Below are 23,089 nucleotides of genomic sequence, written 5' to 3'. Positions count from 1 at the left end.
AATGGACATCACTCCCGTGATTACTCTTTTGCTATCCCAGCTCTGGTATCTGTTACCACTGCTGCTGATCGCCACCCTGATCAAAACACCCTGGTTCAAGGGCATGGTGGGAGAGTGGTTTCTCAATCTCTCAATCGCGCTGTTTCTCGACCAGCGGGAATATCGGCTACTCAAAAACGTCACGCTACCGAGCGAAGGTGGTACGACTCAGATCGATCACATCATCGTCTCCCGCTTCGGGGTCTTCGTGATCGAGACCAAGAACATGAAGGGGTGGATCTTTGGCAATCCTTCACACAAACGCTGGACCCAGCAGCTATATCGTCGCAAGCATCAGTTCCAGAATCCCCTGCACCAAAACTACGGCCATGTGATGACCCTTAAATCCCTGTTGGGGCTGGCGGATCATCAGCTGCATTCCATCGTTTATTTTATCGGCGACTGCTCCTTCAAGACGCCTATGCCGGAGAATATGCTGAGACGGGGGCCCATCACCTATATAAAACGCAAGACAATCCCTGTATTGAGCTCGGAAGAGGTCGGTCGCATCGTCGACACCATCGAGCGAGGGCGGCTGGCCGCCAACTGGCAGACCCACAAGCAACACGTGGCACAACTCAAGGCGCGCCATCGTGATACACCTCACCAATCTTTGCCCGTAACAGCTATGCCAGTTGTCAATCAGGCCTTGAACGTCTCACCAAACATCACCGAATCGCTCACTCAGCAGAGCCTGCTATGCCCCAAATGTGGCAGCCTGATGGTATTACGTACCGCCAAACGTGGTGATAACAGAGGCAATCAGTTTTGGGGATGCAGTGGATACCCTAAATGCAGGGAAATTATGGCCTTATTACATAAGGCATCTCAATAAAATTGACATATTAAAAATGATCAGGCTCACTTAAGGCACTGATAGTAATAACAAAAACTTCAATGGAGAAGTGATATGCAAGTATTCCTAGATCAACTAATGGACCGTATACATAAACGATATACACACATTTTCTCCAACTATTACCCAGCTCACGGTTCTACCGGTTTCACAGAACGAAACCTCACCAATAACTTTGTATCTGCGATGGAAAGCCTCTACCCTGGCTCCATTTTCTCTTGGTTTGAAGCCCCAATCTGTACAACAGACAATAAACATCTGGATGCAGTAGTTTTTACTGAAACAGATATGTTTTTTATTGAAGCAAAGCGTTTTACCGCCCCGCAATCAAAAACGCACAGTGTCAGAAATGATCTTGAACGTATGCAATCAGCTGAGTCCCAAAAATTAATTGAGCTGGGACTGTTGAAGCCAATCAAACGCCAACGCTATGCCGTGGTGTTAGCTGATGTCTGGACAGAAACAAAAGGCAAGCGGGAAATATTTGAAACTTGGCCCGCGTGTCTGGAAAATGAGTCGTTTTTTTATGCCAGAGCGATTGATTTTTCTGAGTTACCCATTGAGGGAGAATGGAAGAAAAATTACAAAATCTTAGTCGCCATCAAAGCATTACCTTAAACAATTAACTATCAAAAACAAAGGCGGCCATTGGCCGCCTTTGTTTTGATCCTATGGGGTCATTGAATAGTCGCCATCTTGCGCACGCAGGCTTGCTCCCTGTCATCCACCCGCTTGGCGAACCAGGCGGTGGTGAGGTTGCGGGTGATCTTGGGGCTCTTGAGCTGGATGCCGGGCAGGATGGCACGAGGCAGACGGCTGCCCGCTTTCTGCTCCGCCAGGGTGAAGACCCGGCCATAGAGATCCGTCTTGGCGAACTCCTCGCTGTCCCCCAGTCGCAGACTCTGGCGAATAGCATTTTTGCTCATGCTGAGACGGCTGGCGATGCTGTAGACCGCAAGCTCAGTATTGCCAGGCTGGTCGGAGTCGTAGCGGATGAGATCCCCGTCCAGCGCCAGCGTCTTGCCACTGACTCGACTCACCGCGGCCTGGAAGGCGGCATTGCGGCTCGCATACCAGCCGGCGTTGAAGTCGGCGAAGCGATAGAGGGTATCCGGGTAGTCGGCGGGATAGCCGAAGATGTGCTTGGTGCCAAACCAGATGCCACCACGGCGACTGAACACCTCGTGGCGGATGGACTCCTTGACCGAATAGGGATAGCCGCGGGCGTTGGCCTCGGCGAAGGCGATGCTGACCTGCATGGGGCCGCCGGTGTGGACCGGGTTGAGGTTGCCAAACAAGGTCTTGCCCATGGGCACTGTGCTTATCATGTCCTCGAAGATCTCGCTCATCTCCCGCTCGGTGCGCAACTTGTCGATGCGATCGGCATAAGACTTGCCGGTGGGGGATTTGATGCTGAGCGCCGAGCGCACCACGAATTCGGGGATCAGCAGCTTGCCGGCCCGTCGGTTGATCTCCTTCCAGGCAATCTTGCCAAGCCCCGGCACCACAGGATCGGCCTGGTAGGTCGCCTCCTGCTCCGCCACCGCCAGCACGCTGCAGACGTTGTGATCGCTCACCGCGATGCCCTGCGTCGTGAGCGCGGTCACCACGTCGTTGGCCCAGCCCTGTTTATCGGGCACCTGACGGGGCAGGAAGCGCACAATGCGACTCTTCATGTCGGCAGGTTTGCGCGGCTGCATGGCCTTGGGCTGCTTGGCAATGGTGGCCGCATCCTCGGCCGGGGCTGTGGGTTCGCTGGCGCAACCGGCCAGCAGCAGGCTTGCCAGCAGCGGCAAGCTAAGCAGGCGCCACAGGAAAAAGGAGTGTCGGGCAGAAGAGGTCATGAAGGCTTCCGGTAGAGAGATAAGGCGCTGGGCGCCACTCATCCCGATTGGCAAGCCCCGAACGCAAACTGGGTGCCATTGTAGTCAATTGGACTGCAGATCTGAAGGCGCCATTCGCAAGGGCCAGGGCATGACGACAGACCCTGGCGGCTCATCCGTCACGCCAGTTCCACTCGATTTCGTCCCCCGTGCTTGGCCTGATAGAGGGCGAGATCGATGCGCTTGATCAGGGCATCGATACCCTCCCCGGCTTGGCAGATGCCGACCGCGATACTGACGGTAAAGCGTACCCCATCCGCCGAAACAAGCCGCTCCGTGGTGAGCCTTATCTGCTCCGCCAACGCCTTGGCTGCCTCATGCCCCATGCCGGGCAGCCAGATGGCAAACTCCTCTCCACCGAGCCGCGCCACCACCCCGTCCGGCGGGCAGTGCTGACACAGCAGCTCGCTGAACTCCCGCAACACGTTGTCACCTATGCCGTGACCATAGCGATCGTTGATCTGCTTGAAGTAATCGAGATCCAGCAGCAGCAGCGGCGTACCTTCCCCACCATGGGACTCCAGCACGGAGCGAAACCAGCGCCGATTGGAGAGACCGGTCAGCTCATCCGACATGGCCAGAGACGCCAGTCGGGCCTGGGTGTCGTACATCTGTTGCACCATCAACAAGACCCCCCAGGCCGTGGCCAGCATGCCAAGGGAGCGCAGGCTGTCTTCCACCGTGGAGAGCCACCAGGGTTGGAAGTAGGCCTCGTCGATCACGTCTATGCCGCCAGAGATGAGCCACACGTAAAGGCCTACGGAGAGGCACAGATAGGACTTGCGCGAGATCTGGGCGCACTGCACGACCCAGAACATGAACATCAGGGTCAGTACATTGATGGCCTCTGCCAGGGCGCCGATAGTGCAGAGGTTATGCTGAGCCAGTCGCTCGAAGGAGAACACATCCAGCCCGGTCGTCAGCAGCAACAGGCAAGGGAGGCTTACCAGGGCGATGCGACGACAACGGGAGAGTGAAGGGAATCGGGCTGGGTGTATGGATAATCTGAGGGGAGTCTTTATCATCTTGCTGGCTCCTGAAACTATTCCGATACGACTGCGGTCGGCCGCCTGGCCAGCCGAACGCCCCGGCGTGCCATTGCACCATTCCAGGTCGCGGGCCCTGCGCATTGTGAACCCATTTTTCCATAAAAAACAATCCCCTCACCATAGTGGCGAGGGGAAGTGTGAAGGAGGCGAGAAAAGGACTCACGCCAAATGATGACTCAGGCTTGGGGCATCATCGCCGCCAGGCATCATTCAGGCGCGCTGGCGCCGAGACTGGGTGTCAAGGTTGAACTGAGCGGCGCCATTGATCACCGCCTGCAAGGAGGCGTTGACCACATCGCGACCGATGGCGACCCCACACATGCGCTGGCCATCGACGCTCAGCAGCACATAAGCGGCGGCGCGCGATTCAGTGCCCGCGCTCAGGGCATGCTCGGAGTAGTCGAGCACATCAATGTGCATCCCGGTCTGGCGCTCCCAGCCATTGACCAGCGCCGTGATGGCCCCCTCCCCCTCGCCTCGCAGTTGCAGTGCACCGTTCGGGGTCTGTAATTCGAGCTGCAGGCTCTCCTGACTGTCATGACCGAGCTGGAAGCGACCCACGCGATAACCGTGCTCGGGTTCGAGGTAGTGACGCTCGAACAGGGCGCGGATCTGCGCCGGATTGATCTCGCTGCTGCTCGCCTCGGCCTGGGCCTGGGCCTGCACCCGGCGGCTGAAGTCAATTTGCAGCCAGCGCGGCAGTTGCAGGCCAAGATCGCGCTCCAGCAGATAGGTAACGCCCCCCTTGCCGGACTGGCTGTTGATGCGGATCACCGCCTCGTAACTGCGACCGAGATCGGCGGGATCGATGGGCAAGTAAGCCACGTCCCAATAGGCATCGGGCTTGGGCGCCGCCAGAGATTTGCGAATGGCATCTTGATGGCTGCCGGAGAAGGCGGTGTAGACCAGCTCACCGGCGTAGGGGTGGCGCGGGTGCAGCGCAATCTGGGTGCAGGCGCCCACGGTGGCGACGATGGCATCCATGTCAGACAAGTCCAGCTCGGGGTCTATGCCCTGGCTGTAGAGGTTCATGGCCATGGTGACGATGTCCATGTTACCGGTGCGCTCGCCGTTGCCGAGCAAGGTCCCCTCGATACGATCCGCCCCCGCCAGTACCGCCAGCTCGGCGGCGGCCACACCGCAGCCCCGATCGTTGTGGGTATGGATGGAGATGCTCACCTCGGGGCGCGCCTTCAAGTGGCGGCAGAACCACTCCACCTGATCCGCGAACACATTGGGGGTGCTCACCTCGACCGTGGCCGGGAGATTCAGGATCATCGGGCGAGCAGCGATGCGCCACTCGTCAATCACGGCGTCGCACACCTCCACCGCGAACTCCACCTCGGTGCTGCTGAAACTCTCGGGGGAATATTGAAAACTCCACTCGGTGCCAGGATTCTTTGCCGCATATTCCCGCACCCAGCGCGCCCCCTGCACGGCGATGGCCTTGACCCCCTCGCGGCCTGAGTTGAACACATAGTTGCGCTGGGTCGGGTTGACCGAGTTGTAGACGTGAACGATGGCGCGCCTGGCCCCCTTGAGGGATTCGAAGGTGCGGATAATCAGATCTTCGCGCGCCTGCACCAGCACCTGGATGGTGACATCATCGGGAATGAGATGGCGCTCGATAAGCTCCCGCACGAAGTCAAAATCGGGCTGGGAGGCGGCCGGGAACCCCACCTCGATATGCTTGAAGCCGACATGGAGCATCAGTGCCCACATCTGCAGCTTCTGGGCCACCGTCATGGGCTCGACCAGCGCCTGATTGCCGTCGCGCAGGTCCACGGCGCACCAGAGCGGGGCCTGCGTCATGACCCGGTTGGGCCATTGCCTGTCCGCCAGGTTGATCACGGGAGCGGGGCGGTATTTGCGATGATCGAAGCTCATATTCAGATTCCCTTGGCAGATGTCCTAGAGGCTCTCCCCGCCATGGTCATAACCATGGGATGGCGACAGCGAGGCGACTGGCAGGCAAACAGACGGGGCAAGGAGGGGGAGCGGGTTGGCGCGGTAACGCTGGCCCTGACGGTTGCGTGGGCGGTAACCCCACAACCGGTTTCCTGTGGTCCCTCTTGATCCGAGGGACCGGCCTGCGCTGCCGGATAAGCAGCTGGCCCTGATCCTCTCGCACCCCGCGGTTGCTGGTGCAGACGACCTTATGCGATGAGAAACCAGTATAGCGAGGCGGCCGGGGTGAGTGATTGCGAAGATTGCTATCCAACACTTAAGCAAAACAATAATTATTCATTTTTTATTACATAAAGGGTTTGTTTCACCCATAAGTGGCGACATACCGTCTTCATCTCTCCTTCGATTTCACGATATTCTCGCGGCCCCCTAAAAACAAAAACCCCGCCATCGCTGGCGGGGTTTTAGGGTGCACATCAAGGATGACGGGATGGTTTCCCGCTCCTTTTTGCGTACGCTTAGCGGTTCTTCACTTTCTGATGCAGCTCTTGCACCGAGTTCACGTTGGCGGTGGCATCGACGCTGATGGCCATGCAGGTGGCGAACGCCTCATTCAGGGTGGTGGTATAAGCCACCTTGTGCTGCAAGGCGGCGCGGCGCAGCTGCTTGGAGTCCTGAATCGCTACCCGCCCTTCGGCGGTGTTGACGATGTAGGTGTACTCGCCGTTCTTGATGCGATCCAGAATGTGCGGACGACCCTCATGTACCTTGTTGACCAGGCGCGGGTTGATGCTCGCCTCGCCCAGCGCCACCGCGGTGCCGTGGGTGGCGTCGAGCTCATAGCCCAGCTCCAGCAACTTGGCGGCCAAATCAACCACCTGCGCCTTGTCGCTGTGACGCACGGACAGGAGGGCGCGGCCCTCTTTGGGCACGGCATTGCTGGCACCCAACTGAGCCTTGGCATAGGCCTCGGCGAAGCTGCTGCCGACCCCCATCACTTCACCGGTGGAGCGCATCTCTGGCCCCAGCAACGGATCCACCCCCGGGAACTTGGCGAAGGGCAATACTACCTCTTTCACCGAGTAGTAAGGCGGGATGATCTCCTGGGTAAAGCCCTGAGCGCGCAGAGACTGACCCGCCATCACCCGGGCGGCAATCTTGGCCAGCGGCGCACCGGTCGCCTTGGAGACGAAGGGCACGGTACGGGCGGCGCGCGGGTTCACCTCGATGAGATAGATGTCCTCTTCCTTGACCGCGAACTGCACGTTCATCAGGCCGACCACGCCGAGCTCTAGCGCCAATTTCCGTACCTGCTCGCGCATCTCGTCCTGAATCTTCTTGGACAAGGTGTAGGGCGGCAGGGAACAACCGGAGTCACCGGAGTGGATACCGGCCTGCTCGATATGCTCCATGATGCCGCCGATGACCACATCAACGCCGTCACAGATGGCGTCGACATCCACCTCGGTGGCGTCGTCGAGGAAACGGTCCAGCAGCACGGGCGATTCGTTGGAGACACTCACGGCTTCGGTGAAGTAGCGGCGCAGGTCGGTCTCGTCATAGACGATTTCCATGGCGCGGCCGCCCAGCACGTAGGAAGGACGCACCACCAGCGGGTAAGTGATGCGCTCGGCGGTCAGTACGGCCTGCTCCAGGGTAGTGACGGTGCCGTTTTCCGGCTGCTTGAGGCCGAGGCGCTCAACCGCAGACTGGAAGCGCTCGCGGTCTTCGGCGCGGTCGATGGCATCCGGGCTGGTGCCAATCACCGGCACACCGTTCGCCTCCAGGGCGCGGGCCAGCTTCAGCGGGGTCTGGCCACCGTACTGCACAATCACGCCCTTGGGCTTTTCGATGCGCACGATTTCCAGCACGTCTTCCAGGGTCACCGGCTCGAAGTAGAGGCGGTCCGAGGTGTCATAATCGGTGGAGACGGTCTCCGGGTTGCAGTTGACCATGATGGTCTCGTAGCCGTCTTCGCGCAGGGCCAGCGCCGCGTGCACACAGCAGTAGTCGAACTCGATGCCCTGACCGATACGGTTCGGGCCGCCGCCGATGATCATGATCTTGTCACGGTTGCTCGGCGCCGCTTCGCACTCCTCGTCATAGCTGGAGTACATGTAGGCGGTGTTGGTGGCGAATTCGGCCGCACAGGTATCGACCCGCTTGTAGATCGGGAAGATGTTGTGGCGGGCGCGCAATTTGCGCAGCTCACCCTCGGCCACGCCGAGGATCTTGGCCAGTCGCGCGTCTGCGAAGCCCTTGCGCTTCAAGGCGCGCAGGAAATCGCTATCGAGTCCGGCCATGCCACGCTCTTTCACCTGCTCTTCGAGTTTCACCAGATCTTCTATCTGCACAAGGAACCAGGGGTCAATCTTGGTCAGCTTGAAGATGCCGTCCATGGAGAGACCGGCGCGGAACGCATCGGCGATGTACCAGATCCGGTCGCAGCCAGCGTCTTGCAGCTCGTGGCGGATGCGGGTCAGGGAGTCCGGGGCATTGAGGTCCACCATGGGATCGAAGCCGGTCTTGCCAGTTTCGAGGCTGCGCAGGGCCTTGTGCAGGGACTCCTGGAAGTTGCGGCCAATGGCCATCACTTCACCGACCGACTTCATCTGGGTGGTGAGACGGTCGTTGGCGCCAGCAAATTTCTCAAAGTTGAAACGCGGCACCTTGGTGACCACGTAGTCGATGGCCGGCTCGAAGGAGGCCGGGGTACGACCACCGGTGATGTCGTTCATCAGCTCGTCCAGGGTGTAACCGATGGCGAGCTTGGCGGCGATCTTGGCGATGGGGAAACCGGTCGCCTTGGAGGCCAGCGCGGAGGAGCGAGACACCCGCGGGTTCATCTCGATGATGACCATGCGGCCATCTTTCGGGTTGATGCCGAACTGGACGTTGGAGCCACCGGTCTCGACCCCGATCTCGCGCAGTATCGCCATGGAGGCGTTGCGCATGATCTGGAACTCCTTGTCGGTCAGCGTCTGGGCTGGCGCGACCGTGATGGAGTCACCGGTGTGGATACCCATGGGGTCGAAGTTTTCGATGGTGCAGACGATGATGCAGTTGTCGTTGCGATCCCGCACCACTTCCATCTCGTACTCTTTCCAGCCGATCAGCGACTCATCGATGAGCAGCTCTTTGGTGGGGGAGAGATCCAGACCGCGCTCGCAGATCTCGACGAACTCCTCGGTGTTGTAGGCGATGCCGCCACCGGAGCCACCCATGGTAAAGGAGGGACGGATGATGCAGGGGAAGCCGACCATCTGCTGCACGCCCCAGGCCTCTTCCATGTTGTGGGCGATGCCGGCGCGCGGGCACGCCAGACCAATGCTCTTCATGGCGATATCGAAGCGGCGGCGATCTTCTGCCTTGTCGATGGCATCGGCGGTGGCGCCGATCATCTCGACCCCGAATTCCGCCAGCACGCCGTGCTTTTCCAGATCCAGTGCGCAGTTCAGCGCAGTCTGGCCACCCATGGTGGGCAGCACGGCATCCGGGCGCTCTTTCTTGATGATCTCGCGTACCACTTCCCAGGTGATGGGTTCGATGTAGGTCGCATCGGCCATCTCGGGGTCGGTCATGATGGTGGCCGGGTTGGAGTTCACCAGGATGACGCGGTAGCCCTCCTCGCGCAGGGCTTTGCAGGCCTGGGCGCCGGAGTAGTCAAATTCGCAGGCCTGACCGATGACGATGGGGCCGGCGCCGAGGATCAGGATGCTCTGTAGGTCGTTACGTTTTGGCATGGCTTCTCTTTTCCTCTTAAGCGCGATACTGCTTGATCAATTCAATAAAGTGGTCGAACAAACCGGCACAGTCGTGCGGGCCTGGGCTCGCTTCCGGGTGACCCTGGAAGCTGAAGGCCGGCCGATCGGTGCGGTGAATACCTTGCAAGGAGCCGTCGAACAGGGAGACGTGGGTGGCACGCAGGCAATCCGGCAGATTGTGCTCATCGACCGCGAAACCGTGGTTCTGGGCGGTGATCATCACGGTGTTGTCGTCGAGGCTCTTCACCGGGTGGTTGGCGCCGTGGTGACCGAATTTCATTTTCACCGTCTCGGCGCCGGAGGCCAGACCCAGCAATTGGTGACCGAGGCAGATACCGAACACCGGGGTATTGGTATTAAGGAAGGCCTTGATGGCTTCGATGGCGTAGTCGCAGGGCGCGGGATCCCCCGGGCCGTTGGAGAGGAAGATGCCATCGGGATTCATCGCCAGCACCTCGGCGGCCGGGGTCTTGGCCGGCACCACGGTCAGGCGGCAGCCACGGTCCACCAGCATGCGCAAGATGTTGCGCTTGACGCCAAAGTCGTAGGCCACCACGTGATATTTGAGCGCATCGGCCGGCGGGGTGATGTGCCCCTCGCCCAGCTGCCAGCTGCCTTCGGTCCAGCTGTAGGCTTCGTTGACGGTCACTTCCTTGGCGAGATCCATCCCCTTGAGACCGGGGAAGGCGCGCGCCTGTTCAAGAGCGTGCGCTTCATCGATCTGCTTGCCGGCCAGGATGCAGCCAGCCAGGGCGCCTTTTTCGCGCAGGATGCGGGTCAGTTTGCGGGTGTCGATGTCGGCGATGCCAACGATGTTGTGAGACTTGAGGTAATCGGAGAGGGATTGCTGATTGCGGAAATTGGAGGCAAGTATCGGAAGGTCCCGGATGATCAATCCCTGAGCGTGGATTTGACTGGACTCTTCATCTTCGCTGTTGGTGCCGGTGTTGCCTATATGGGGGTAAGTGAGGGTGACTATCTGACGGGAGTAAGAGGGATCGGTAAGGATTTCCTGATAACCCGTCATCGACGTATTGAAAACCACTTCACCAACGGAACATCCCTCGGCGCCTATCGACACGCCTTTAAACACAGTTCCATCTTCCAGCACTAGCAATGCAGTGTGATTCAAGACAACCTCCAGTTATTTAGCTTTAAATTCAGCAATTTACCTGGGTGTTGCGGGCCTTGCGCTGTTTGAAACAGGGCTAAAACCCGGCAGATTTCTGGCAAATTGGGCGCATTCTACTTAAAAATGATCGCTTTTCAACGTCTTTTCTCGTTTTAAATGCATCTAAATTCAATAAAAAGGCAACATTACCCATTATCTATGCACTAACTTGCTTTGCAACCCCTCGATGAAAAAGAAAACAAAAAACTGGAGGCAAGATTGCCATAACTTCCCACTCAAGTGACAACAATCGAGATAAAATAGATTAAAAACAGCAAGTTAAAAAACAAATAATACATTTAAATCATCATAAAAACGCCAATTCAATGCCGTTTCAATAATCGCAAAGGGTGGAAAACGTTTTTCTTGTTTTGAATTTTTAGTCTTTTTGTGAAATGTAAAAAAATAGCACGACAAGCAGGATCAGAGCCTTGTCTCGTTACCCTTTGATGACATTTTCGCAATGCGGGGCTGGGGATGGTTGGATAAAGATGGAATTTAGCCTTGTTCGTATAAAAAAAATAACCAAATGGCCATTTATACAAAAAACCCCGGCGAACCGGGGTCTGGCAACGCAGGTGGCGTCATGCAACAGTGCCGCCGAACCTGGCTTACTTCAAGTTGAGCACATCCTGCATGTCGTAGAGCCCGGCAGACTGGTGGCGCAGCCACTTGCCTGCCCGCACGGCGCCATTGGCGAAGGTGAGACGGCTGGAGGCCTTGTGGCTTATCTCCACTCGCTCGCCGATGTCGGCGAACATCACGGTGTGCTCCCCCACCAGATCGCCGGCGCGAATGGTGGCAAAGCCGATGGTGTTGCGATCCCGTTCGCCGGTGATCCCCTCGCGGCCGTACACGGCGCACTCTTTCAAGTCACGTCCGAGCGTCTTGGCCACCACTTCCCCCATGGAAAGCGCGGTGCCGGACGGTGCGTCCACCTTGTGTCTGTGGTGCCCCTCGATGATCTCGATGTCGGTGTAATCCCCCATCACCTTGGCGGCCTGCTCCAGCAGCTTGAACACCAGGTTGACCCCCACCGAGTAGTTGGACGCGAAGACGATGCCAATCTTCTCACCCGCCGCCGCCAGGGCCGCCTTGCCCGCGTCATCAAAGCCGGTGGTGCCGATCACCATCTGCTTGTCGTGCGCCAGGGCGAACGCCAGGTTCGCCAGGGTCACCTCGGGGCGAGTGAAATCGATGATGAGATCAAAATCCTCACGTACCTTGTCCAGGCTGTCGCTAATAGCAACGCCCAGCTTGCCAAGGCCGTTAAGCTCACCGGCATCCAGACCGATCAGTGGCGAGCCCGGTCGCTCCAGCGCCGCCCCGACCACCACGCCCTCGGCGTTGGTGATGGCTTCCAGCAACACCTTGCCCATACGACCATTACAGCCCATCACGGCCACACGGATCGGATTGTCCATCTCCACCCTCTCATCTGTTTTTATGGAAAGATGACCGTTTTACCAGCCTGCGCCCGCTTTGAAAAGCCTGCCGTCACCGCCGTTTCGGCGCCGTCAAATAGACAGAACACCTTCATTAATTCCGAATATCAAACGGATTTAATTAGAAATACAAAATCATGAGGTAAATAAAACTATCCATCTGGACGTCTATCTTGACCGACTGACCCCGACTCACTACTGTGGTCGCCCCACAGCGGCAGGAAGCCCGCCACGCTCATTCCTTGATTTATTCGGGCTGGCTGCGACAGGGAGGTCATGTTCAACCACAGAGGAACACATGATCCAGACCCAACCCAGTGCCAAGGCCCTGCTGCCCCTGCTGGTCTTTCTTGCTCTCTTCATCGGTACCGGCACCTGGCTGACCCTGCAGGGGGTCGAATTCGCCTTCTACCAGCTGCCCGCGCCCGTCGCCGCTCTGCCCGCCGTCATGCTGGCGCTGATGCTCGGCAAAGAAGGCTTCAACCAGAATCTTGAGACCTTCTTCAAGGGGGTCGGTGACAGCAACATCATGGCCATGTGCCTCATCTATCTGCTGGCGGGCGCCTTCGCCACCGTGGCCAAGGCCACCGGCGGGGTGGATGCCACTGTGGCATTGGGGCTCTCGCTCATCCCTGGCTGGTTCCTGCTGCCGGGTCTGTTCCTCATCTCTGCCTTTATCGCTACCGCCATGGGTACCTCCATGGGCACCATAGGCGCCATCGCGCCGGTGGCGCTCGGGGTGGCCCAGGTGACCGGCATCAACCCTGTGCTGATGGCGGGCACCATCCTCTCCGGCGCCATGTTTGGTGACAACCTCTCCATCATCTCCGACACCACCATCGCCGCGACCCGCAGCCAGGGCTGCGAGATGAAGGACAAGTTTCGCGAGAACGTCAAGATTGCCGCCCCTGCCGCCGTGCTGGTGATCCTGCTCTATCTGCTGCTGGGCTCCACCGGCGACGCCCCCGCCTCCACCGCCAGTGCGGACCTGCTCAAGGTGATGCCTTATGTGCTGATCCTGGTGCTGGCACTGGCGGGCATGAACGTGTTCGTGGTGCTGGGAATCGGCATCCTGGCCGCCGGCGCCGTGGGGCTTGTCGGGGGTTATCCCCTCGGCCAGTTCAGCAAGGATATCTATCAGGGCTTCACCAGCATGCAGGAGATCTTCTTGCTCTCCATGCTGATCGGCGGGCTCGGCGCCCTGATGGAGCGCCAGGGGGGGCTTGCCTGGATCAGCGCCCGCATCGCGGCCCTGATCGCTCGTTTCACCCGTGCCCACCAGGGTGAGCAAAACGAGAAGGCAGCCGAACTCGGCATCGCCGGGGTGGTGAGCCTCACCAACCTCTGCACCGCCAACAACACCGTCGCCATCATAGTGGCGAGCAAGGTGGCGCGAGACCTGGCGGAGCAACACGGGGTCACCCCGCGCCGCGCCGCCTCCATGCTGGATATCTTCTCCTGCGTGGTGCAGGGGCTCATCCCCTGGGGCGCCCAGGCGCTGCTGCTCGGCTCCATCTTTGCACTGTCGCCGCTGGCGGTGGTGAGCATGAGCTTCTACCCCATGGCACTGGCCCTGGCCGCCCTGGTCGCCGTCTTTATCAAGCATCAGACCCGGGGCGCCACCGAGCAGCGCCAAGCAGCCTGAGCATCAGCTTCTATCGCTGATGAGCACTGGCCCTGGCCGCCCTGATCGCCGTCTTTATCAAGCATCAGACCCAAAGCACCACTGAGCAGCGCCAAGCCGCCTGAGTATCCACGCATCGATAACGGGCGCTGCCGCCAGGCAGCGCCCGTCATTGGCCGGGTCCCTGTGACTCGGCCAGCATCGCTGACCCTCCCCCCGCTTTCCATCCCACCATGCCCTTGTTAAGGTAACCCCAGTCTTTACCCCTATCAGGAGCCCCCATGCCGGATACCGCAGCGCAACCCGACCCACGCCAAGCCCTGCGCCAGCTCATTCGCCTGCGCAGAAAGCACCTGAGTCAGGCCCAGCAGCAGGCAGCCGCCCAGCAGCTAGTAGCACGTTTCAAAGAGCATGCCGGGATCCTGGCGGCCCGCCGCATCGCCCTCTATCTGACCAATGACGGCGAACTCGACCCCCTGCCCGCGATCCACTGGCTCTGGGCCCGGCAACAGGAGGTCTACCTGCCGGTGTTGCACCCAGGCGCCCCAGGACAGCTGCTGTTTCAGCGCTACACCGCCACCAGCCCCATGACCCGCAACCGCTTCGGCATCCCCGAGCCCGAACTCGACATGCAGCAGGTCATCCCCCACGGCGCGCTAGACATCATCTGCACCCCGCTGGTGGCCTTCGATGCGGCAGGCAACCGGCTCGGCATGGGCGGTGGCTATTACGATCGCACCTTGGCCGACTGGCACGAGCACAGGCTAGGCCCAAGGCCGCTGGGCATCGCCCACGACTGCCAGCAGGTGGATGCGGTGCCAAAGGAGCAGTGGGACGTGCCACTGCCGCAAATTATCACCCCCACTCGCTGCTGGGACTTTGCCTGACAGGCGGGTCTGTGGTGGTCAAGGTCACTGCCTGCCCCCCTTCCTGGCGATATTTTCGACTGCCGCATAATCCCATGCCCAATAAACAGGCAAACGATTTACATCTTGTGACTTTTTGGCCCGGAACGTGAGCGAGGCGGTCGCTCTCACGAGGATGCTTGGATATAATGCGCCCGCTTTTTTCCATAAGGATCCATCATGACTCAAGATGAAATGAAGAAGGCGGCCGGTTGGGCTGCGCTCAAGTACGTGATCCCCGGCACCATCGTCGGGGTCGGCACCGGCTCTACCGTCAATCACTTCATCGACGCGCTGGCGACCATGAAGGACGAGATCAAGGGTGCGGTATCGAGCTCCGTCGCCTCCACCGAGCGTCTTAAAGGCTTTGGCATCCCCGTGTTCGATCTCAACGACATTGATGCCCTCTCCGTTTACGTGGATGGCGCCGACGAGATCAACGCCAGCCGTGACATGATCAAGGGCGGTGGCGCGGCCCTGACCCGCGAGAAGATTGTCGCCGCCGTGGCCGACAAGTTCATCTGCATCATCGACAACACCAAGACGGTGCCGGTGCTCGGCACCTTCCCGCTGCCGGTGGAAGTGATCCCCATGGCCCGCGAATACGTGGCCCGCGAGATCAAGAAGCTCGGCGGCAACCCGGTGTGGCGTGAAGGGGTGATCACCGATAACGGCAACATCATCCTCGACGTCAAGGGCATGGCCATTCACGACGCCAAAGCGCTGGAAGTGCAGCTCAACGCCATCGTCGGCGTGGTCACCAACGGGTTGTTCGCCCACCGTGGTGCAGACGTGGTGCTGATCGGTACCCCGGAAGGCGTGATCACCAACGAGTAAGCATGTTTTGTGGTGATGTGCTCAGCCCGCCTAAGCGGTGAGTGACCCATTATCACAGCGAGCATAAGAAACGGCGCCTGATGGCGCCGTTTCTGTTTATGCCTCAACGAGTTGCAAAGTATCGTCTACAACTATCGTTGAAAACTTCAAAGAATTTGACTTTCGTCACAAATATTCCCTCTCCCGCACGTTTTTGCTACTTTACGGTTTTCTTCACATCGCATACCTGCACCGTTTTTCGCACATATCTATAAAACAGAGGGATCGTCATGACAGCCAAGTTTTCGCTGGACAAGGATAAAATCAAGGTGCTGCTGCTGGAGGGGGTTCACCTCAACACGGTAGAGACGTTTAGGGCTGCCGGTTACACCAACGTGGAGTACCTCAAGACCTCGCTGTCGGAGGCGGATCTGATCGAACGCATTCGCGACGTGCACTTCGTCGGCCTGCGCTCGCGCACCCAGCTGACCGAGAAGGTACTGGACGCCGCCGGCAAGCTGGTCGCCATCGGCTGCTTCTGCATCGGTACCAACCAGGTCGCCCTCGACGCCGCCCATGTGCGCGGCATCCCGGTCTTCAACGCCCCCTTCTCCAACACCCGTTCCGTGGCCGAGCTGGTGCTGGGGGAGATCCTGCTGCTGCTGCGCGGCATCCCGGAGAAGAACGCCAAGTGCCATCGCGGTGTGTGGGAGAAGCTCGCCAACCGCTCGGTAGAGGCTCGCGGCAAGAAGCTCGGCATCATCGGCTATGGCCACATCGGTACCCAGCTTGGCATCATCGCCGAGATGATCGGCATGAAGGTCTACTACTACGACATCGAGAACAAGCTGTCGCTCGGCAACGCCATTCAGGTGCCGAACCTGGTGGAACTGCTCAACATGTCTGATGTCATCAGCCTGCACGTGCCGGAAACCGCCTCCACCAAGGATTTGATCGGTGCCGAGCAACTGCGCATGATGAAACCGGGCGCCATCTTCATCAACGCCTCCCGCGGCACAGTGGTGGACATTGAGGCCCTGGCCGACGTCATCAAAAGCGGTCACCTCTCCGGCGCCGCCATCGACGTCTTCCCCGTCGAGCCCACCTCCAACGACGAGGAGTTCCTGACCCCGCTGCGTGGTCTGGACAACGTGATCCTGACCCCGCACATCGGCGGCTCCACCCAGGAAGCGCAGGAGAACATCGGGCTGGAGGTAGCCAACAAGCTGGTCAAATACTCCGACAACGGCTCCACCCTCTCTGCCGTCAACTTCCCGGAAGTCTCACTGCCCGGTCACAAGGGCTCCAGCCGTCTGCTGCACATTCACCGCAACCAGCCGGGCGTCATGAACCAGATCAACCAGATCTTCGCCGACGAGGGCATCAACATCGCCGGTCAATACCTGCAGACCAGCAGCCACATCGGTTACGTGGTGATCGACGTGGAGACAGAGCACAGCGAGAAGGCGCTCGCCAAGCTCAAGGAGATCAATGGCACCATCCGCGCGCGGATCCTGCATTGATGTACTGAGCCCAGCGCTCAGCCAACAAAAAGCCCGTCGTCATGACGGGCTTTTTTATGATGCGGAGCCTGGATGTTGTCGGCCTCTTCTGCTCCCTTCTCCCCTCGCGGGAGAAGGGTCGGGGATGAGGGGCGAGAAGAGTCTTCCCTCACCCTGCCCTCTCCCAAAGGAGAGGGAACAAACTCACCCGCGCAGATTATGTGCTCTACCACCAGCCCAGCAGGTTGCGGCCGATAAGGGCGCCCCACACCAGGGCATTGAGCGCCAGAGCGATAAAGACGGCGGCGGAGCCGAGATCCTTGGCCCGACCCGACAGTTCATGATGTTCGGAGCCGACCCTGTCCACCACCGCCTCAATGGCGGAGTTGAGCACCTCGACGATCACCACCAGCCAGCTGATGACGATAAGCAGCAGGACCTGGTTGAGGGAGTCCCCGATCCAGAAGGCCAGTGGCATCAGCAGCAGCACAAGCACCAGTTCTTGGCGGAAGGCGGCCTCGTTGATCCAGGCTGACTTGAGTCCTTTCATGCTGTAACCGGTTGCGTTGATGATGCGGGTGACCCCGGTCGCGCCTGGCTTTGCCACAATAACTACCTCATTTGAAATGGCTTTTGGGCTCACATCCTAGCAGAGCCCGCCAAGGTTTCCATCGGACGTGTTTTGCTTTATTTTATCTCCTTGCATTTTTTGGCACTGTATTCGTCATTGCCCGTCAAACGACAGTCCACGCCACCACCCGAGAATTGAGTCGTATGTCCATTCACACAGATGAATTGCGCACCCGCCGTCTGGAGTCCCTGATCACTCCGAGCGAACTCGCGCACGCCTTCCCGTTAAACGACACCGTTGCCCAGAATTTGCTGGATGCCCGCCGCGATGTAGAAGCCATTCTGGCCGGTGAAGATCAGCGCCTGCTGGTCATCGTCGGCCCCTGCTCCATCCATGATCCCGCCGCCGCCCGCGAATACGCCCAGCGCCTCAACGTCCTGCGCGAGCAGTACAAGGGCAGCCTGTGCGTCGTCATGCGCACCTATTTCGAGAAGCCGCGCACCATCGTCGGCTGGAAGGGGCTGATCAACGATCCGCGCCTGGATGGCAGCTTCGATGTCAACGAGGGGTTGAAACTGGCCCGTAACCTCTTGGTCGACATCAACGAGATGGGCATGCCCACCGCCACCGAGTTCCTCGACATGGTGACCGGCCAGTACATCAGCGATCTCATCACCTGGGGCGCCATCGGCGCGCGCACCACCGAATCCCAGGTGCACCGCGAGATGGCTTCCGCCCTCTCCTGCCCGGTCGGCTTCAAGAACGGCACCGACGGCAACACCCGCATCGCCATCGATGCGGTGCGCGCAGCCCGCCACAGCCACATCTTCTATTCCCCGGACAAGGACGGCAAGATGACCATCTACCGCACCGCCGGCAACCCTTATGGTCACGTGATCCTGCGTGGCGGCCACAGGCCCAACTACGACACCGCCAGTGTCGACGAGGCCTGCGAAGCCCTGGCCGACGTGGGTCTACCCGAGCGGTTGGTGGTGGATTTCAGCCACGGCAACAGCATGAAGGATCACCGCCGCCAGTTGCTGGTGGCGCAGGATATTTGCGATCAGCTGCGCCGCGGCCGCACCGGCATCGCCGGCATCATGGCCGAGAGCTTCCTGGTGGAAGGCCGTCAGGACGTGGAGAACGGCTGCGCCGCCACCTTCGGCCAGAGCATCACCGATGCCTGCCTGTCGTGGAGCGACACCGAGACTCTGCTGGCCATGCTGGCAGAAGCCGCCCAGGTGCGCCTTGCCAAGCAGCAGGGCTGAGCCCGGCATGACAGAGACCGCCTGGCGGATAGTGCCTCTCGATGAGGCACGGCTGGCGCAGTGGGCAACCCTGCGCCAGCAACTCTGGCCACACCATGGGCTCGGCGCCCATCAGCAGGAGGGGCGCGAGATGCTGGCCAATGCCCGTCTCAACGCCTTTCTGGCGCTGGACGAGCAGGATCAGGCGGTGGCTTTTGCCGATGCAGCCCTGCGCCAGGATTACGTGAATGGCTGCGAGAGCAGCCCTGTGGTCTATCTGGAAGGAGTGTATGTGCAACCGGCGCAGCGCCAGCACGGGCTGGCCCGTGCCTTGATAGCCCAGGTGGCGCAGTGGGGCCGTGAACAGGGTTGCCGCGAGCTCGCCTCCGATGCCGCCATCGACAACCTCCCCTCACAGCGAATGCATGAGCGGCTCGGTTTCTGCGAAACGGAGCGGGTCGTCTTCTTCAAAAAGGCCCTCGGCTGACGCCAGGGCCTTTGTCCATTACAGGCTCGGCATAAACCAGACCCGGCCGGCCGCCTCAATGCGATCCGTCTTGATCTGAAACACCCTCTCCAGCAGCGCCTGATCGATGATGTCGACCCCCCCCTCGCCCACCAGCTGACCCTGTTGCAGACAGAGGATGCGATCCCCCCAGTCGATGGCCAGATTGATGTCGTGGATGGAGACAACTACCAGCAGCCCCTGCCGGGTCAGGGTTTTCAGCAGTCGCAGCAGGGCGAGCTGATGATGCAAGTCCAACCCGGCCAGCGGCTCGTCTAGCAGCAGCACCCGTCCCGCCGGATTGAGACTGGGCCACAGCTGCAACAGGGTGCGGGCGATCAGCACCCGCTGCTGCTCGCCGCCGGAGAGGCGGCTAAAATCCCGCGCCAGCAAGGCATCGAGCTCCAGCGCGGCGCACAGATCCGCCACCGCCTGATTGCGCAGGGCGGGCTCGGCCGACTCATCCAACCCTAAGCTCAGCACCTGAAACACCGGAATATGAAACAGCTGAGGCTGGCGCTGGGGCAGCATGGCACGCTGCCTGGCAAGCTCTGGCCAGCTCATCAGCGAGATGGATTGCCCATCAAGCAGCACATCCCCCTCTGCAGAAACAGTGCCAGCCAGGGCACCGAGCAGGGTCGACTTGCCACTGCCGTTGGGACCGAGCAGCGCCACCAGCTGACCGCCCTGCCAATTCAGGGTGAGCGGTGCCAGACGTTCGGGCACGCAAAGCCGGTTTGTCTCAAGCATCGGCATCTTGCCTCAACAGCAGATAGATAAAGAGCGGCGCCCCGACCGAGGCGGTGATGACGCCGATGGGCAGCTCACCGGCACTCAGGGCCGAGCGGGCGACCAGATCGGCGCCAAGCAGCAGGGCGCCGCCGCCGAGCGCCGAGGCGGGCAGTAGGAAGCGTTGATCGCTGCCACCACAGAGGCGCAGCAGGTGGGGCACCACCAGGCCGACGAAACCGATGACACCGCACAGAGAGACCGCGAGGCCGGTGAGCAGGCAGACCGCCAGCACCAGTTGCACCCGCACCTTGTCCACATCCAGCCCCATCAGCCGGGCCTGGGTCTCCCCCAGCAACAGCTGTTGCAAGGCCCTGCCCTGCAAACCAAGCCAGCCCAGAGTCAGCGGCAGCACCAGCCACCACCAGTTCAGTTGCTGGCTGCCATAGGAGAGGCTGCCCATCATCCAGAACATGAATTCGCGCAAGGAGGCGTCGTCGGCGAAGTACATCAGCCAGGTCATGGCGGCGTTGGTGAGGATGCCGATGGCGACCCCGAACAGCAGCAGCCGGGTATGGCCAAGCCGGGCCCGGCGCGCGAGCCGGATCAGCAGCATGGTCACCAGCAGGGCGCCGCCGAAGGCCGCCAATGAGAGGCCCCAGCCCGGCAGGTAGACCCCGAGGGATTTCGCCACCGCCATCGCCACCATGGCGGCGAGGCCGGCACCACTCGAGACGCCGAGCAGGCCGGGCTCGGCCACCGGATTGTGCAGCATCACCTGCAGCACGGCGCCGCCACAGGCGAGCGCCGCTCCCGCCAGCAAAGCCAGCAAGGCGCGCGGCAACCGCAGCTCCAGCAAGATGCGCTGCTCCATGTCACTCAGGGGCTGCCAGGGCAGCAGCAGGAATTCGCCCCAGACGAGGGAGAGCACAAACAGGGAGAGGGCCAGCAACGACAGGCCGAGCAGCCAATAGCGCTGCCAGCGCTGCTGGCGTTGGACGAGAGCGAGATACAAGCAGGATCCCCGAAATGAGACGCGACCTGTCCGAACCGGAAGCAGGTGTGAAAGGTGCATGATAACAGCGAGTTGCCACCCAAGGTCAAGGATGGTAGGTCTGCGCCAGCGCCGCTATCTCGCCGCTGGCCATCATCTCCTGCAAGGCCTGCGCCAATGGCTGCCTGAGCGCCTGATGGGGTGAGTGCTTGCTCAGCCCCAGATAGAGCATCACCGGGTAGGGCGGACGGTAATCCGCCTTGACCAGACCCGCCTCGTTGCGCTGGCTCAGGGCATAATCCACCTGGCAGTCGGTGCCTATCATCAGCGGCAGATGGCCACGCTCCACCATGCGTTGCAGCTGATCTTCGGTGGGCACACCGTGCTTGTCGATCTCGCTGTCGTCATCGAAGGGGGCGAAATAGGCCGAGTTGAGCACAAAGCCCACCTCCTTGCCCTTGAGATCCTCATAACGGTGCAGGGCGGCCACCGCCGCCGGCTTGCCATAGAAGGCAGGCTGGCACTGGTAGTAGGCCGGTTGCAGGTAATCGACGAACAGGGCCCGCTCCGGGGTTCGGGCCAGCCCTATCATCAAGTCGGCCTGGCCGGTCTGCATCTGCTTGAGCGCCCGCCCCCATGGCACCTGTTTGAGCACCAGCTGAATGCCGCTGCGGGCCTGCAGCCTGCGCAAGATGTCGATATCCAGACCGTAAAACTGATTATCCTGCGCCAGCATGCGAAACGGTGGCCACACATCGGTCACCACCGTCAGCGTCGGCGCGCCATGCGCCAGGCAGCTAAACAGCAGACCAAGCACACCCCAGCTTGCCTTGCCCATCCGTGTCCAACCTTGGTTACTTCATCCTTGTCAGGTAAAAATACCCTTAAGCCCCACTTATGGAAACCCATGCAGTCGAGATAAAATGCGAATGATTTCAAAGGAGAACCTAATGAACCCAATCGTCACCAGCATAGGTTTGCTGATCTGTAGCAACGTCTTCATGACCTTCGCCTGGTATGCCCATCTCAAGAGCATGAATCACAAACCCTGGATCATCGCCGCCCTGGTGAGCTGGGGCATCGCACTGTTTGAGTACCTGTTGCAGGTGCCTGCCAACCGCATCGGCCACACCGTGCTGTCGGTCGGCCAGCTCAAGATCCTGCAGGAGGTGATCACCCTGACGGTGTTCGTGCCCTTCTCCGTCTTCTATCTGAAAGAAGATCTGAAGTGGGATTACCTCTGGGCCGGCCTGTGCATCATGGGGGCGGTGTTTTTTGTGTTTCGCGAGAAACTCACCGGCGCCTGACAGGGTACACTCAAGCACATTGACAACCATCGCATCCCTTTGAGCGACGAGGCAAAACATGGAATTGCGCGACATGCTACAGGTCCTGGCCAAGCAGGATGGCTCCGATCTCTATCTCTCTACCGGTGCGCCGCCCTGCGCCAAGTTCAACGGCGCCCTGCGCGCCCTGACCGAGACCCCCCTCGAGCCGGGCGAGGTGGCCAGGATCGCCGACAGCATCATGGATCTTGAACAGAAGCAGCAGTTCGAGAAGGAGCTGGAGATGAACCTTGCCATCTCCCTGCCGCAGGTGGGTCGCTTTCGGGTCAACATCTTCAAGCAGCGCAACGATGTTTCCCTGGTGGCGCGCAACATCAAGACCGAGATCCCCCGCTTCGAGGATCTCAAACTGCCCCCCGTGCTGCTCGACACCATCATGGAGAAACGCGGCCTGGTGCTGTTCGTCGGCGGCACGGGCTCGGGCAAATCCACCTCGCTGGCGGCCCTCATCGACCATCGCAACCGCAACCACAGCGGCCACATCATCACCATCGAGGATCCGGTGGAGTTCGTTCATCGCCACCGCAAGAGCATCATCAACCAGCGGGAGGTGGGGGTGGACACCCGCAGCTTCCACGCGGCGCTGAAAAATACCCTGCGCCAGGCGCCGGATGTGATCCTCATCGGTGAAATTCGCGACCGCGAGACCATGGAGCATGCCCTGGCCTTCTCGGAGACCGGCCACCTGGCCATCTCCACCCTGCATGCCAACAACGCCAACCAGGCGCTGGATCG

General features: G+C 60.1%; 19 protein-coding genes and 1 pseudogene. 10 read left to right on the top strand and 10 right to left on the bottom strand.

Annotated features, from left to right (window positions below; all coding sequences use genetic code 11):
- Position 1: 1 nt before the first annotated feature.
- Together BN1137_RS00635 and BN1137_RS00630 are read left to right on the top strand one after the other, a co-directional pair.
- The gene (locus BN1137_RS00635; RefSeq protein WP_050716747.1) at positions 2 to 874 is read left to right on the top strand and encodes a nuclease-related domain-containing protein; all 873 of its coding nucleotides are present in this window, start codon (positions 2 to 4) and stop codon (positions 872 to 874) included.
- 75 nt (positions 875 to 949) lie between these two features.
- Positions 950 to 1,513, top strand: a complete 564-nt coding sequence (locus tag BN1137_RS00630) for a hypothetical protein (RefSeq protein ID WP_050716746.1) — start codon at positions 950 to 952, stop codon at positions 1,511 to 1,513.
- Between the two features lie 59 nt (positions 1,514 to 1,572).
- Here BN1137_RS00630 and BN1137_RS00625 read toward each other — a convergent pair whose 3' ends face one another.
- The 6 genes from BN1137_RS00625 to dapB all read right to left on the bottom strand — a co-directional run bounded on the left by BN1137_RS00625 (position 1,573) and on the right by dapB (position 12,094).
- Positions 1,573 to 2,739, bottom strand: a complete 1,167-nt coding sequence (locus tag BN1137_RS00625) for a DUF1615 domain-containing protein (RefSeq protein ID WP_050716745.1) — start codon at positions 2,737 to 2,739, stop codon at positions 1,573 to 1,575.
- A gap of 158 nt (positions 2,740 to 2,897) precedes the next feature.
- On the bottom strand, positions 2,898 to 3,803 hold the full coding sequence (locus BN1137_RS00620; protein ID WP_198150566.1) for a GGDEF domain-containing protein: 906 nt from the start codon (positions 3,801 to 3,803) through the stop codon (positions 2,898 to 2,900).
- Positions 3,804 to 4,037: 234 nt separating this feature from the next.
- Complete coding sequence (gene leuA, locus BN1137_RS00615; protein ID WP_050716743.1) at positions 4,038 to 5,714, bottom strand: 2-isopropylmalate synthase; 1,677 nt, start codon at positions 5,712 to 5,714, stop codon at positions 4,038 to 4,040.
- 539 nt (positions 5,715 to 6,253) lie between these two features.
- Positions 6,254 to 9,478, bottom strand: a complete 3,225-nt coding sequence (gene carB, locus BN1137_RS00610; protein WP_050716742.1) for a carbamoyl-phosphate synthase large subunit — start codon at positions 9,476 to 9,478, stop codon at positions 6,254 to 6,256.
- A 16-nt stretch (positions 9,479 to 9,494) separates the two neighbouring features.
- Positions 9,495 to 10,631 carry a glutamine-hydrolyzing carbamoyl-phosphate synthase small subunit gene (gene carA / locus BN1137_RS00605; protein ID WP_050716741.1) on the bottom strand — a complete coding sequence of 379 codons (1,137 nt, stop codon included), beginning with the start codon at positions 10,629 to 10,631 and terminating at the stop codon, positions 9,495 to 9,497.
- Positions 10,632 to 11,281: 650 nt separating this feature from the next.
- A complete protein-coding gene (dapB, locus tag BN1137_RS00600; RefSeq protein WP_050716740.1) occupies positions 11,282 to 12,094 on the bottom strand; it encodes a 4-hydroxy-tetrahydrodipicolinate reductase in 813 nt (270 codons plus the stop codon).
- 319 nt (positions 12,095 to 12,413) lie between these two features.
- Here dapB and BN1137_RS00595 point away from each other — a divergent pair, with 319 nt between their 5' ends.
- The 4 genes from BN1137_RS00595 (at position 12,414) to serA (ending at position 16,983) form a co-directional block, all read left to right on the top strand.
- Positions 12,414 to 13,760 carry a Na+/H+ antiporter NhaC family protein gene (locus tag BN1137_RS00595; protein ID WP_050716739.1) on the top strand — a complete coding sequence of 449 codons (1,347 nt, stop codon included), beginning with the start codon at positions 12,414 to 12,416 and terminating at the stop codon, positions 13,758 to 13,760.
- 260 nt (positions 13,761 to 14,020) lie between these two features.
- A complete protein-coding gene (locus BN1137_RS00590) occupies positions 14,021 to 14,626 on the top strand; it encodes a 5-formyltetrahydrofolate cyclo-ligase (RefSeq protein WP_050716738.1) in 606 nt (201 codons plus the stop codon).
- 198 nt (positions 14,627 to 14,824) lie between these two features.
- Positions 14,825 to 15,481: a ribose-5-phosphate isomerase RpiA gene (rpiA, locus tag BN1137_RS00585; protein WP_050716737.1), complete on the top strand. Its 657-nt coding sequence runs from the start codon at positions 14,825 to 14,827 to the stop codon at positions 15,479 to 15,481.
- A gap of 269 nt (positions 15,482 to 15,750) precedes the next feature.
- Positions 15,751 to 16,983 (top strand): phosphoglycerate dehydrogenase, encoded by a 1,233-nt coding sequence (gene serA / locus BN1137_RS00580; RefSeq protein WP_050716736.1) that lies wholly within the window; start codon positions 15,751 to 15,753, stop codon positions 16,981 to 16,983.
- 205 nt (positions 16,984 to 17,188) lie between these two features.
- Here the strand turns inward: serA and BN1137_RS00575 are convergent, their stop codons facing one another.
- Entirely contained in the window at positions 17,189 to 17,569 is a 381-nt protein-coding gene (locus BN1137_RS00575) for a diacylglycerol kinase (protein WP_050716735.1), read from the bottom strand.
- Between the two features lie 167 nt (positions 17,570 to 17,736).
- Here BN1137_RS00575 and BN1137_RS00570 point away from each other — a divergent pair, with 167 nt between their 5' ends.
- Complete coding sequence (locus BN1137_RS00570) at positions 17,737 to 18,801, top strand: 3-deoxy-7-phosphoheptulonate synthase (protein WP_050716734.1); 1,065 nt, start codon at positions 17,737 to 17,739, stop codon at positions 18,799 to 18,801.
- Between the two features lie 7 nt (positions 18,802 to 18,808).
- The gene (aac(6'), locus tag BN1137_RS00565) at positions 18,809 to 19,267 is read left to right on the top strand and encodes an aminoglycoside 6'-N-acetyltransferase (protein ID WP_050716733.1); all 459 of its coding nucleotides are present in this window, start codon (positions 18,809 to 18,811) and stop codon (positions 19,265 to 19,267) included.
- Between the two features lie 18 nt (positions 19,268 to 19,285).
- On the opposite strand, the gene BN1137_RS00560 is transcribed toward aac(6'), so the two are convergent.
- From BN1137_RS00560 to BN1137_RS00550, 3 genes are all read right to left on the bottom strand, one after another.
- Positions 19,286 to 20,041, bottom strand: a complete 756-nt coding sequence (locus tag BN1137_RS00560) for an ATP-binding cassette domain-containing protein (RefSeq protein WP_408605519.1) — start codon at positions 20,039 to 20,041, stop codon at positions 19,286 to 19,288.
- Entirely contained in the window at positions 20,028 to 21,029 is a 1,002-nt protein-coding gene (gene btuC, locus BN1137_RS00555; protein ID WP_050716732.1) for a vitamin B12 ABC transporter permease BtuC, read from the bottom strand. The genes BN1137_RS00560 and btuC overlap by 14 nt, the downstream gene beginning before the upstream one ends.
- 85 nt (positions 21,030 to 21,114) lie before the next feature.
- Positions 21,115 to 21,846 (bottom strand): substrate-binding periplasmic protein, encoded by a 732-nt coding sequence (locus tag BN1137_RS00550; protein WP_050716731.1) that lies wholly within the window; start codon positions 21,844 to 21,846, stop codon positions 21,115 to 21,117.
- 112 nt (positions 21,847 to 21,958) lie between these two features.
- Between BN1137_RS00550 and BN1137_RS00545 the strand changes: the two genes are divergently transcribed.
- The gene (locus BN1137_RS00545; RefSeq protein WP_050716730.1) at positions 21,959 to 22,315 is read left to right on the top strand and encodes a DMT family protein; all 357 of its coding nucleotides are present in this window, start codon (positions 21,959 to 21,961) and stop codon (positions 22,313 to 22,315) included.
- 58 nt (positions 22,316 to 22,373) lie between these two features.
- A pseudogene (tapW, locus tag BN1137_RS21680) lies at positions 22,374 to 23,089 on the top strand (type IVa pilus ATPase TapW); the annotation flags it as partial.

The organism is Aeromonas tecta (assembly GCF_000820185.1).
Lineage (GTDB): Bacteria > Pseudomonadota > Gammaproteobacteria > Enterobacterales > Aeromonadaceae > Aeromonas > Aeromonas tecta.
Note: the sequence above shows the minus strand (reverse complement) of the source record. Positions and strands in the feature narration are given on the sequence as shown.